The sequence below is a fragment of the Erwinia plantamica genome, from assembly GCF_043420595.1.
GTDB classification, from domain to species: domain Bacteria; phylum Pseudomonadota; class Gammaproteobacteria; order Enterobacterales; family Enterobacteriaceae; genus Erwinia; species Erwinia aeris.
Genome location: NZ_JBGCUC010000005.1, coordinates 18,106 through 30,412, shown reverse-complemented (window position 1 = coordinate 30,412; position 12,307 = coordinate 18,106). Strand labels below are relative to the sequence as shown.

The 12,307-nt window shown below is 56.8% G+C and carries 11 protein-coding genes; 7 read left to right on the top strand and 4 right to left on the bottom strand.

Annotation, left to right across the window (positions count from 1 at the left end; genetic code table 11):
- Positions 1 to 68: 68 nt before the first annotated feature.
- The gene (yaaA, locus tag AB3U87_RS06170) at positions 69 to 845 is read right to left on the bottom strand and encodes a peroxide stress protein YaaA (RefSeq protein ID WP_301730176.1); all 777 of its coding nucleotides are present in this window, start codon (positions 843 to 845) and stop codon (positions 69 to 71) included.
- Between the two features lie 239 nt (positions 846 to 1,084).
- Here yaaA and tal point away from each other — a divergent pair, with 239 nt between their 5' ends.
- The 3 genes from tal to AB3U87_RS06155 all read left to right on the top strand — a co-directional run bounded on the left by tal (position 1,085) and on the right by AB3U87_RS06155 (position 4,163).
- Positions 1,085 to 2,038 carry a transaldolase gene (tal, locus tag AB3U87_RS06165; protein WP_253455383.1) on the top strand — a complete coding sequence of 318 codons (954 nt, stop codon included), beginning with the start codon at positions 1,085 to 1,087 and terminating at the stop codon, positions 2,036 to 2,038.
- 121 nt (positions 2,039 to 2,159) lie between these two features.
- Positions 2,160 to 2,747, top strand: a complete 588-nt coding sequence (mog, locus tag AB3U87_RS06160) for a molybdopterin adenylyltransferase (protein WP_125290515.1) — start codon at positions 2,160 to 2,162, stop codon at positions 2,745 to 2,747.
- Positions 2,748 to 2,861: 114 nt separating this feature from the next.
- Positions 2,862 to 4,163, top strand: a complete 1,302-nt coding sequence (locus tag AB3U87_RS06155; protein WP_253455382.1) for an MFS transporter — start codon at positions 2,862 to 2,864, stop codon at positions 4,161 to 4,163.
- A 36-nt stretch (positions 4,164 to 4,199) separates the two neighbouring features.
- Here AB3U87_RS06155 and satP read toward each other — a convergent pair whose 3' ends face one another.
- Positions 4,200 to 4,772, bottom strand: coding sequence for an acetate uptake transporter (satP, locus tag AB3U87_RS06150; protein ID WP_394148702.1), 573 nt, complete (start codon positions 4,770 to 4,772; stop codon positions 4,200 to 4,202).
- A gap of 301 nt (positions 4,773 to 5,073) precedes the next feature.
- On the opposite strand from satP, the gene dnaK reads away from it, so the two are divergent.
- The gene (gene dnaK, locus AB3U87_RS06145) at positions 5,074 to 6,987 is read left to right on the top strand and encodes a molecular chaperone DnaK (RefSeq protein WP_253455380.1); all 1,914 of its coding nucleotides are present in this window, start codon (positions 5,074 to 5,076) and stop codon (positions 6,985 to 6,987) included.
- 105 nt (positions 6,988 to 7,092) lie between these two features.
- Complete coding sequence (dnaJ, locus tag AB3U87_RS06140) at positions 7,093 to 8,232, top strand: molecular chaperone DnaJ (RefSeq protein WP_125290517.1); 1,140 nt, start codon at positions 7,093 to 7,095, stop codon at positions 8,230 to 8,232.
- Between the two features lie 79 nt (positions 8,233 to 8,311).
- Here dnaJ and AB3U87_RS06135 read toward each other — a convergent pair whose 3' ends face one another.
- Positions 8,312 to 9,241 (bottom strand): Rpn family recombination-promoting nuclease/putative transposase, encoded by a 930-nt coding sequence (locus tag AB3U87_RS06135; protein ID WP_394148701.1) that lies wholly within the window; start codon positions 9,239 to 9,241, stop codon positions 8,312 to 8,314.
- Between the two features lie 204 nt (positions 9,242 to 9,445).
- Here AB3U87_RS06135 and nhaA point away from each other — a divergent pair, with 204 nt between their 5' ends.
- A complete protein-coding gene (gene nhaA / locus AB3U87_RS06130; RefSeq protein ID WP_253455378.1) occupies positions 9,446 to 10,606 on the top strand; it encodes a Na+/H+ antiporter NhaA in 1,161 nt (386 codons plus the stop codon).
- A 182-nt stretch (positions 10,607 to 10,788) separates the two neighbouring features.
- Here the strand turns inward: nhaA and rpsT are convergent, their stop codons facing one another.
- Positions 10,789 to 11,052: a 30S ribosomal protein S20 gene (gene rpsT / locus AB3U87_RS06125; RefSeq protein ID WP_125290520.1), complete on the bottom strand. Its 264-nt coding sequence runs from the start codon at positions 11,050 to 11,052 to the stop codon at positions 10,789 to 10,791.
- Between the two features lie 306 nt (positions 11,053 to 11,358).
- On the opposite strand from rpsT, the gene ribF reads away from it, so the two are divergent.
- Positions 11,359 to 12,297, top strand: coding sequence for a bifunctional riboflavin kinase/FAD synthetase (ribF, locus tag AB3U87_RS06120; RefSeq protein WP_253455377.1), 939 nt, complete (start codon positions 11,359 to 11,361; stop codon positions 12,295 to 12,297).
- Positions 12,298 to 12,307 lie beyond the last annotated feature (10 nt).

Here is a 12,307-nt window from a genome sequence, read left to right as displayed (position 1 = left end):
CGCGGTTCGGCACCATAACAAAACGCTATGGCTGGATCTGAAAAGGCGGCTCGCCCGCGAAAGCGGTATCAGGCGATTTCGTGACGTTTAAACACCAGCTCGCGCTCGCTGCTTTCGTCAGCCACGAAAAAGTAGCCGTCAACGTCGAACGCTTTCAGCTGTTCCGGCTGCGTCAGGCGGCGCTCGATAATATAACGGCTCATCAGGCCACGGGCCTTTTTGGCGTAGAAGCTGATGACCTTAAACTTGCCGTTCTTCTCGTCCAGGAACACCGGCTTGACGATGCGGCCTTGCAGCTTCGCTGGCTTCACCGTTTTAAAATACTCATCGGAAGCCAGGTTAATCAGCACGTCGTCGCCCTGTTCCGCCAGCGCCGCGTTCAGCGCTTCGGTCAGCCTGTCGCCCCAAAAGGCATAAAGATCTTTGCCGGCAGGGTTGGTCAGCTTAGTGCCCATCTCCAGACGGTAAGGCTGCATCAGATCCAGCGGCCGCAGCAGGCCGTAAAGCCCGGAAAGCATGCGCAGATGCTGTTGGGCAAAGGTGAAGTCGTCTTCGCTGAAGGTCTCCGCCTGAAGTCCGGCGTAAACGTCGCCCTTAAAAGCCAGAATGGCCTGGCGCGCGTTATCCGGCGTAAAAGGCGTTTGCCATGCCTGAAAACGACCGGCGTTTAAATCGGCCAGCTTGTCGCTGATGCTCATCAGTGAGCCGATCTGCGCGGGCGTCAAGTCGCGCGCCACGTCAATCAGCTTTTTGGCATCATTCAGCAGCGCGGGCTGCGTAAAGCGGGCGGTCGCCAGCGGGCTTGCGAAATCCAGCGTCTTGGCCGGGGAGATCACCATCAACATGACAGAATCCTTATGTAATACGCCATCGGAGGGCAAAAAAAAGCGCAGGCAGTGTAGCAAAAAAGCGCCGTGGCACGACAAATCACTGCTATCGGCCCGGACAAATTAGCTAAATAAAGGGCGCGATTTAGCACTCAGTGGCCTGGCCGCAAGCTTACCTTGCATGGTCGGTCTCGCGTGATATTATCCGTGGCAGACAGTTTCAAGAACCCGATAACTCTTCTGAGAGAATGACAACCATGACGGACAAACTGACTTCCCTGCGCCAGCTCACCACCGTTGTTGCCGATACCGGCGACATCGCAGCGATGAAGCTGTATCAACCGCAAGACGCTACCACTAACCCTTCACTGATCCTGAATGCCTCACAGATCCCGGAATACCGTAAGCTGATCGATGAAGCCGTAACGTGGGCGCGCGAGCAGACCAGCAACAAAGAAGAGCAGATCCAGTACGCGGCAGATATGCTGAACGTCAAAATTGGTCTGGAGATCCTGAAGCTGGTGCCGGGTCGTATCTCTACGGAAGTCGATGCGCGTCTCTCTTACGACACCGAAGGCAGCATCAATAAAGCGCGCGCGCTGATCAAGCTCTATAACGATGCCGGTATCAGCAACGACCGCATCCTGATCAAGCTGGCCTCCACCTGGCAGGGCATTCGCGCCGCCGAGCAGCTGGAAAAAGAAGGCATCAACTGTAACCTGACGCTGCTGTTCTCCTTCGCTCAGGCCCGCGCCTGCGCCGAAGCGGGCGTCTACCTGATCTCTCCTTTCGTTGGCCGTATTCTGGACTGGTACAAAGCCAATACCGACAAGAAAGAGTACGCGCCGCATGAAGATCCGGGCGTGGTTTCCGTGTCTGAAATCTACCAGTACTACAAGCAGCACGGTTACGAAACCGTGGTTATGGGCGCAAGCTTCCGTAACGTAGGCGAGATCGTTGAGCTGGCCGGCTGCGACCGTCTGACCATCTCCCCGGCGCTGCTGAAAGAGCTGGCGGAAAGCGAAGGCACGCTGGAGCGTAAGCTCTCCTACACCGGCGAAGTCAAAGCGCGTCCCGCTAAAATGACCGAAGCGGAATTCCTGTGGGAGCACAACCAGGATCCAATGGCGGTTGATAAGCTGGCGCAGGGCATTCGCAACTTCGCGCTTGACCAGGCCAAGCTGGATAAGATGCTCGCCGAACTGCTGTAATTCCCTCACGCGGTCGGTTCGCCGGCCGCGTCCTGTACATCAAGCGTGGCAATGTTTATCCTTCCCCTGTTCCCCTTATAAAACCGCGCCCTCCCGCGGCCGGCCTCACAGTGACGACACAATGAATACTTTACGCATAGGATTGATCTCCGTTTCCGATCGCGCGGCTAACGGCATCTATCAGGACGAAGGCTTACCGGCGCTGGAAGCCTGGCTTTCTACGGCGCTGGCGACGCCTTTTACCGTTGAGAAACGGCTGGTGCCCGACGAGCAGCCAATGATTGAGCACGCCATTTGCGAGCTGGTGGACGAGCTGTTTTGCCATCTGGTGTTGACTACCGGCGGAACCGGGCCGGCCAGACGCGACGTGACGCCGGACGCCACGCTGGCTATCGCGGATCGCGAAATGCCGGGCTTTGGCGAACAGATGCGTCAGATCAGCCTGAATTTTGTGCCGACCGCTATCCTTTCGCGCCAGGTTGGCGTGATCCGCAAGCAGTCACTGGTGATTAATCTGCCGGGGCAGCCAAAATCGATCAAAGAGACGCTGGAAGGCTTAAAGGACGCGGACGGCAAAGCGAAAGTGCACGGTATTTTCGCCAGCGTGCCCTACTGCATCCAGCTTCTGGATGGCCCTTATGTGGAAACGCATGAGGCGGTAGTAGCAGCATTTCGTCCTAAAAGCGCCAGACGCGAAACAAACAGCTAAAAATTTCCGGATTCAGGCATAAAGTTCAGCGCTGCTGGTGTAGCGGAAAATGAACGGTATAGTCATGCTGGCTTTACACGCTCTTATTCCCTCACTTCTGGCTGCGCGACGATTATGCACAATAACAGCACTCGCCGATTGAACCGGCAGGATTACAAAACCCTCTCTCTGGCCGCCCTGGGCGGCGCGCTGGAGTTCTATGATTTTATCATCTTCGTTTTTTTCGCGGCGGTCATAGGCGAACGCTTCTTTCCGGCTGATATCCCCGACTGGCTACGACAGATGCAGACCTTCGGCATCTTTGCCGCAGGCTATCTGGCGCGGCCGCTTGGCGGCATTATCATGGCGCATTTTGGTGACAGCAGGGGAAGGAAGAAAATGTTCAGCCTGAGCATCCTGCTGATGGCCCTGCCGACGCTGGCGATGGGGCTGCTGCCTGACTATGCGTCGCTGGGCGTGGCGGCACCCGTACTGCTGCTGCTGCTGCGCCTGTTACAGGGCGCGGCCATCGGCGGCGAAGTGCCCGGTGCCTGGGTTTTTGTGGCGGAGCACGTGCCGGAAAAACGGATCGGTTTCGCCTGCGGCACGCTGACCGCCGGACTGACGGCGGGTATTTTATTGGGATCGCTGGTTGCCACGCTGATCGCCACCACGCTGTCGGCCCAAAGCATCGCGACATTCGGCTGGCGCATTCCTTTTTTTCTGGGCGGGATTTTTGGCCTGATCGCGCTTTATCTGCGCCGCTGGCTGCATGAAACGCCGGTCTTTACGGAAATGCAGGCACGCAAGGCGCTGGCGCAGGAGCTGCCGCTGAAAACCATCGTCAGGGCGCATCGTCGGAGCGTGATCGTTTCCATGCTGCTGACCTGGCTGCTTTCCGCCTGCATTGTGGTGGTCATTTTGATGGCACCCGCGCTGCTGCAAAAAACCTATGGGCTACCGGCGGCGCAAACTTTACAGGCCAATAGCCTGGCGACCGTTATGCTACTTATCGGCTGCGTGGTGGCGGGCGCGGCGGCAGATCGTTTCGGCGCGGGTAAGACGTTGATGGTCGGCAGCCTGCTGCTGGCGGGCGGCAGCGCCTGCTTTTTTTACGTGGCCGCGGCTGCGCCACAGTATCTTTATGCCGCCTATGCGCTGGCTGGCCTGTGCGTAGGGGTAGTGGGCATCACGCCTTTTATCATGGTTAAAGCGTTTCCGGCGGACGTACGCTTCACCGGCATTTCGTTCTCCTATAACGTCGCCTACGCCATTTTTGGTGGGCTGACGCCCATTTGCGTCACTTTTATCATGAAGCTGACACCCATGGCGCCGCTCTGGTACGTGCTGAGCCTGGCGGCGATGGGCTTTGTGCTGGGCGGCTGGCTGCTGCGTAGCGACAGGCAACCGTTATTAAATCAGGTCAGCGTTCGCTAAAAGACAGGCCCCGTGATTATCCACACGGGGCTTTTTTTATGCCCGCGTTACCTCGCCAATTGGCAGCGCCTTGCGCGCCAGCTGTTCGTTAATCACTTCCGCCATCGCCAGATAAATCGCGCTCGCGCCGCAAATAATGCCTTCGTAACCGGCCAGCGTCAGAATGCGCTCGCTGCCGCTGATATTGCCTGTCGCCAGCAGCGCGAACAGCAGCGTCAGGCTGGCAAAAACAAACTGCAAGGCGCGGTTGGCCTGCAACGTGCCGAAGAACATAAACAGGGTGAAAATGCCCCACAGCGCCAGCCAGACGCCAAGAAAAACCGCATCCGTCGGCGCAGCCAGCCCCAGCGACGGCAGCAGCAGCATGCCGACCAGACTAAGCCAGAAGCAGCCATAGGAGGTAAACGCCGTCAGGCCGAAAGTGTTGCCTTTTTTATATTCCAGCAGGCCAGCCAGGATCTGCGCGAGGCCGCCAAAAAAAATGCCCATGCTGAGCACCACGGACGTTAACGGGAAAAATCCTGCGTTGTGCAGGTTCAGCAGTATGGTGGTCATCCCAAACCCCATCAGGCCCAGCGGCCCAGGATTGGCCAGTTTGTTGTTATGCATAAGTCCTCAGCTATAACAGAAATTAAGAAGAGGCGCGGGCAGGGCGGCTGACCGCCGCTTTCCTGCAAAGCGCGCGGCATCATAAAGAGCCGCCGGGCGGGCGACATTGATCTGCCATAAGGATAAAAACGAAATTTTTTTTAACTCGCCCCTTGATGCCGGGCGCGCAGGCCCCATCTTATTTGGCATCCAGGGTTATGTAGCGAAAAAAAGCGTGAAGCCGGGAGTTGAAACGGCCAAAACCGCCCGCATTAAGTGTGCATAACCTGATTTGAAATGAATTTAAGTGGGAGACGTTTAGATGGGCAAGATTATTGGTATTGACTTAGGTACAACAAACTCTTGTGTCGCGATCATGGATGGCGGCAAAGCGCGTGTACTGGAGAATGCGGAAGGCGATCGCACTACGCCATCCATCATCGCTTACACCCAGGATGGTGAAACGCTGGTTGGTCAGCCTGCTAAACGCCAGGCCGTGACTAACCCACAGAACACCCTGTTTGCGATCAAGCGCCTGATTGGCCGTCGCTTCCAGGACGAAGAAGTGCAGCGTGATATTAAAATCATGCCTTACCAGATCGTTGGCGCCGACAACGGCGACGCATGGCTGGACGTAAAAGGCCAGAAAATGGCACCGCCGCAGGTTTCTGCTGAAGTGCTGAAAAAAATGAAGAAAACGGCGGAAGATTACCTGGGCGAGCCGGTAACCGAAGCGGTTATCACCGTACCAGCCTACTTTAACGATGCGCAGCGTCAGGCGACCAAAGATGCCGGCCGTATCGCAGGTCTGGACGTAAAACGTATCATCAACGAACCAACCGCAGCCGCGCTGGCTTACGGTATGGACAAAGGCCAGGGCAACCGTACTATCGCGGTATATGACCTGGGCGGCGGTACGTTCGATATCTCTATTATCGAAATCGATGAAGTTGACGGCGAAAAAACTTTCGAAGTGCTGGCGACCAACGGTGACACCCACCTGGGCGGCGAAGACTTCGACAGCCGTATGATCAACTATCTGGTAGCAGAATTTAAGAAAGATCAGGGCATCGATCTGCACAACGATCCGCTGGCGATGCAGCGTCTGAAAGAAGCGGCAGAAAAAGCGAAAATCGAGCTTTCTTCCGCACAGCAGACCGACGTTAACCTGCCGTACATCACTGCTGATGCAACAGGTCCTAAACACCTGAACATCAAAGTGACCCGTGCGAAGCTGGAATCGCTGGTAGAAGATCTGGTGAGCCGTTCTATCGAGCCGCTGAAAGTGGCTCTGCAGGATGCTGGCCTGTCCGTTTCCGACATCAACGACGTTATCCTGGTCGGCGGTCAGACTCGTATGCCAATGGTGCAGGCGAAAGTGGCCGAGTTCTTCGGCAAAGAGCCGCGTAAAGACGTGAACCCGGACGAAGCGGTAGCGGTAGGCGCAGCGGTGCAGGGCGGCGTGCTGGCAGGCGACGTGAAAGACGTGCTGCTGCTGGACGTTACTCCTCTGTCCCTGGGTATCGAAACCATGGGCGGCGTGATGACCGCGCTGATTGCCAAGAACACCACTATCCCGACCAAGCACAGCCAGGTGTTCTCAACGGCGGAAGACAACCAGTCTGCGGTAACCATTCACGTGGTGCAGGGTGAGCGTAAGCGCGCGGCGGACAACAAATCGCTGGGCCAGTTTAACCTGGACGGCATTCAGGCAGCGCCACGCGGTATGCCGCAGATCGAAGTGACCTTCGATATCGACGCCGACGGTATTCTGCATGTCTCCGCGAAAGACAAAAACAGCGGTAAAGAGCAGAAGATCACCATCAAGGCTTCTTCTGGTCTGAACGACGATGAAATCGAAAAAATGGTGCGCGACGCCGAGGCTAACGCCGAAGCAGACCGTAAGTTTGAAGAGCTGGTACAGGTTCGCAACCAGGCCGATCATCTGTCGCACAGCACCCGTAAGCAGCTGGACGAAGCGGGCGACAAACTGCCTGCGGACGACAAAGCGCCAATCGAAGCCGCGCTGACCGATCTGAACACCGCGCTGAAAGGCGAAGACAAAGCGGAAATCGAAGCGAAAATGCAGGCGCTGATGGAAGTCTCCAGCAAGCTGATGGAGTTCGCTCAGCAGCAGCAGGCCGCCGGCGGCGCAGCTGATGCAGCCGACGCTTCCGCGAAGAAAGACGACGACGTGGTCGACGCCGAGTTCGAAGAAGTTAAAGACAAAAAATAATCGCCCTTGAGCGGGCACGGTGGGCCGCAAGGCCCCCAGTGAAACCTACGGGCGTCGGAGTGTTCTCCACGCCCGTTCACGCATATTTAGGGCAGGATCACCATAATGGCGAAGCAAGACTACTACGAGATTTTGGGCGTTTCGCGATCGGCGGACGAGCGCGAAATCAAAAAGGCCTATAAACGCCTGGCGATGAAGCATCACCCCGATCGCAATCCGGGCGACAAAGAATCAGAAGCAAAATTTAAAGAAGTCAAAGAAGCCTACGAAATTCTGACCGACGCGCAGAAGCGTGCGGCTTATGACCAGTACGGTCATGCAGCCTTTGAACAGGGCGGCATGGGTGGCGGCGGCGGCGGTTTTGGCGGCGGCGGCGCAGACTTCAGCGATATCTTTGGCGACGTGTTCGGCGATATCTTCGGCGGAGGACGCCGTCAGCAGCGTGCTGCGCGCGGCGCCGATTTGCGCTACAACATGGAGCTGACGCTTGAAGAAGCCGTCCGCGGCGTGTCCAAAGAGATCCGCATCCCTACGCTGGAAGAGTGCGACGTCTGCCACGGCAGCGGCGCCAAAGCGGGCACGCAGCCGCAAACCTGTCCGACCTGTCACGGTCAGGGTCAGGTCCAGATGCGTCAGGGCTTTTTCACCGTGCAGCAGGCGTGTCCGACCTGTCACGGTCGCGGTTCCGTTATCAAAGATCCCTGCAACGCCTGTCATGGACATGGCCGCGTAGAGCGTTCTAAAACGCTGTCGGTAAAAATTCCGGCAGGCGTGGATACCGGTGACCGCATCCGTCTTTCAGGCGAAGGCGAAGCGGGCGAGCACGGCGCACCAGCGGGCGATCTTTACGTTCAGGTGCAGGTGCGCAAGCATCCTATCTTTGAACGTGAAGAGAATAACCTGTACTGCGAAGTGCCGATCAACTTTGCAATGGCGGCGCTGGGCGGCGAAATCGAAGTGCCGACGCTGGACGGGCGCGTTAAGCTGAAAGTGCCTGCGGAAACGCAGACCGGTAAACTGTTCCGTATGCGCGGCAAAGGCGTTAAATCCGTACGCGGCGGCGCGCAGGGCGACCTGCTGTGCCGTGTGGTCGTGGAAACGCCGGTCAGCCTGAGCGAGAAGCAGAAAAGCCTGCTGCGCGAGCTGGAAGAGAGCTTTGGCGGCGTGGGCGGCGAGAAGAACAGTCCGCGTTCGAAAAGCTTTTTCGACGGCGTGAAGAAGTTCTTTGACGATCTGACCCGCTAGCCTTTATAGCGTGCAGAACCAGACGGGCGGCTTAAACCGCCCGTTTTTTATGGCAAGCGCAAAGGGGTCAGCGCCAGGGCTACGCCGTTGGGTTGGCCTGGCTGAGGCTGGTGAGTTCCTGCTCCGACAGGCCGGTTGTTTTCGATACCGTGTCGGGGGCAATGCCATTCTGTAGCAAGGCGCGGGCAATTTTTAGCGTGGCCTCGCGCTCGCCTTCGGTTCGCCCTTTTTGAAGCCCTTTAGTTAATCCTTTTTGTTCAAGGTATTCTGCAATAGTCATCAACACGTCCTCCTGTGACGATAAATGGCTGGTCAGCTCCTGCAGCAGCTTTTCCGGATTACCCGCCGTGCCGATTTGCATCATCCAGTTCATTGAGGTTACTAACTGCTCGTTCGTAGTATAACCTGCAAGCAACAGGGTCACCAACTGTTCCGTCAGCTCCGCCAGGTCGCGCGTTCTGGCGTGCTTCAGCAGCAGCTCCAGCATCGCCATCCGGCGGTGTTTCATGATATCCGCATCATCCATCGCGCCGACGTCAATCAGCGGAAAGCTTCGGGTATAGAGCCGTCGGGCCAGCTCCGGCTCAGCGAACAGCGCCGTCCAGTCTGTGGTATAGGGCCAGGGCGTGGCGCGACCATGACAAAACAGCAGCGGGACGACCAAAGGCAACGCCGTGTGTCCCGCCTCTATATGTCGCTGCATAGCCGCTATCGCGTAGCGCATCAGGCGGAAGGCCATATGCTTATCCGAACTGCTCTGGTGCTCTATTAGCGTATAGATATAGCCCGTGCCGTTACTGGTCCGCAATGAATAGAGCACGTCGGCGAAATAAGTCCGCAAATTCTCTTCAATAAAGCTGCCCGACTCCAGCTGCAAGGTGGTGATATCGCAGATTTCAAGCAGCTCCGGCGGCAGATAGAACGACAGAAAATCCCGCGCAGTGTCGGTATTAGTCAGAAAAGTTTTAAATAGTCCATCATGCGGTACAGGCGAAAGGGTTTTCATCATCGATCCTGAATCAGAAAAATAATGCCGACATCATGTCATGCCCGTTTTATCCGGTTAAGGGCGTTAACAGCGCGATGCGGCGCGCCTCGTAAATAATTTCTCCGGCAGCCTTTTTGCCCGATAAACCACCGCAAACCGTTTTTCCTGCCGTCAGAAACGCGTATGCTGTCAGGCCGCACGATTTGTTTATCAGGAAAGATTGCAATGAAATCCGCGATTAAGCGATTACTCAATAATGAAGCAACCGGCGGCGTGGTATTGATTATCGCTGCCGCTATCGCTATGTATCTGGCCAATTCGGCCGGCACCCAACAAGCCTACCAGTCTCTTCTTGCCATGCCGGTGGAATTCCGTTTTGGCTCGCTGGATATCAGCAAAAATCTGCTGCTGTGGATCAACGATGCGTTGATGGCGCTGTTCTTTTTGATGATTGGGCTGGAAGTCAAACACGAGCTGGTTTCCGGCTCGCTGGCCACGCGTGAACGGGCCATGTTCCCGCTGATTGCGGCTATTGGCGGCATGATCGCGCCCGGCGCGATTTTTGCCCTGCTCAATCATAACGATCCGCTGGCCGTTCACGGCTGGGCTATTCCTACCGCCACGGATATCGCTTTTGCTTTGGGTATTCTGGCGCTGCTGGGCAGCCGCGTGCCGCCAGCGTTGAAAATGTTTCTTATGGCGCTGGCGGTGATTGATGACCTGGGCGCTATCCTGATCATCGCCTTCTTTTATACGCAGGATCTGTCGCTGGCTTCGCTTGGCGTGGCCGCCGGGGCTATCGTGGTGCTGGCGTTACTGAACCGGCTGGGCGTGCGTAATATCGCTATTTATATGCTGGTTGGCATGGTGCTGTGGGTAGCGGTGCTGAAGTCGGGCGTGCACGCCACGCTGGCCGGCGTGATTGTCGGCTTCTTTGTGCCGCTGGAGAAACAGAACGGCCATTCTCCGGCTATCCACCTGGCTCACGGGCTTGCGCCCTGGGTCAGCTGGCTGATCCTGCCGCTGTTTGCCTTCGCCAATGCCGGCGTTTCGCTGAGCGGCGTCTCGCTGGACGGTTTGTTCTCCGCCGTGCCGCTGGGCATTATTTTAGGGTTGTTTATCGGCAAACCGTTAGGTATCACGCTAATCTGCTGGCTGGCCGTCAGGCTGCGCATCGCGGCGCTGCCGGAAAACACGCGTATGCAGGATATTTGCGCCATCGGCGTGCTGTGCGGGATTGGCTTTACCATGTCGATATTTATCGCCTCGCTGGCTTTCGATGCGCAGCATGAGGAGATGGTGACGCTGGCGAAGCTGGGTATTCTTACCGGCTCGATTGTTTCTGCGCTGGTAGGCTATACGCTGCTGCGTATCAAGCTGCGCTGATTGAGGACGACGGCAGGCTCACCGCTTGCCGTTGTCTCTTGCGGCTAAGGCCGGCGTTCAGGAGGCGGCAAACTCAGGCCGGGGCCGAATGGCGGACATAAAAAAGCCCGGAGCCAAACGCCGGGCATAAAAAAACCTGCCTGAGCAGGTTTCTTTATCAAAGCTGATTAACAGACGGGCGATTAAGCCAGTTTGTTGATCTGAGCAGTCAGGTTTGCTTTATGACGTGCCGCTTTGTTTTTGTGGATCAGGCCTTTAGCTGCCTGACGGTCCACAATAGGCTGCATTTCATTAAATGCAGTCTGCGCAGCTGCTTTATCGCCAGTAGCGATAGCCGCGTATACCTTCTTGATAAAAGTACGCAACATTGAACGACGGCTAGCGTTGTGCTTACGACGCTTCTCAGACGTTACGGCGCGTTTCTTAGCTGATTTGATATTAGCCAAGGTCCAACTCCCAAATAGTTCTATGAGGACAATTCAAAGGCCGAGGAATATGCCTCTTTAGCCCGTGGTTGTCAATGGATTTGTGCAAATAAGCGCCGCTGAAACAACGACACCTGGTTACGTTTCGATGGCGCAAGATTCTACCAGCTTCATGGCGATGAATACAGCTTATTCACAAGAAAAATGGTATCGCCCGTCAGCCGCGACAGAAAAAGCCCGCATTAACGCGGTAAAGGCGCATTCGCGGGTTAACCTTCCTGGTGGTAGTTGGTATAATCCGCCGATTTCCACGAACCTGAGCCAGCCATGAAGTTTATCCGCGGCATACATAACCTCCGGGAGCAGCATCGCGGCTGCGTTCTCACCATTGGCAATTTCGATGGCGTACATCGCGGCCATCAGGCGCTACTGTCCCGGCTGCGCGAGGAAGGGCGTAAACGTAATTTACCGGTGGTGGTGATGCTGTTCGAGCCGCAGCCGCTGGAACTGTTTGCGGCCGATAAAGCGCCTGCGCGGCTGACGCGACTGCGCGAAAAACTTCGCTACCTGGACGAGGCGGGCGTGGACGCGGTGCTTTGCCTGCGTTTCGACCGACGCTTTGCCGCGCTGTCGGCACACAGTTTTGTCGCCGATCTGCTGGTCGATAAGCTGGGCGTACGGTTGCTGGCGGTCGGCGACGATTTCCGCTTTGGCGCTGGTCGCGAAGGGGATTTCCTGTTATTACAGAAAGCGGGCGCCGACTACGGTTTTGACGTTATCAGCACCCAGACTTTTTGCGACGACGGCAAGCGCATCAGCAGCACGGCGGTGCGCCAGGCGCTGGCGGAAGACAATCTGCCGCTGGCGGCCACGCTTCTGGGGCACCCTTTCAGCATCTCCGGCCGCGTAGTGCACGGCGACGCGCTGGGCCGCACCATCGGCTTTCCCACCGCTAACCTGCCGTTAAGACGCTATGTTTCGCCGGTAAAAGGCGTGTATGCCGTCGAGGTCCGCGGCCTGGGCGACAAGCCGCTGCCCGGCGTCGCCAATATCGGCACGCGCCCCACGGTAGCGGGCATACGTCAGCAGCTGGAAGTGCATCTGCTGGACGTTGCAATTGACCTGTACGGGCGCCATATAGAAGTGGTGCTGTGCGAAAAAATACGAAACGAGCAGCGTTTTTCCTCGCTTGACGCGCTCAAAGAGCAAATTGCTAAAGACGTGGTGGCGGCCCGAACTTTTTTTGGGCTGAGCGCACCGGTTTAAACAGAAGCGG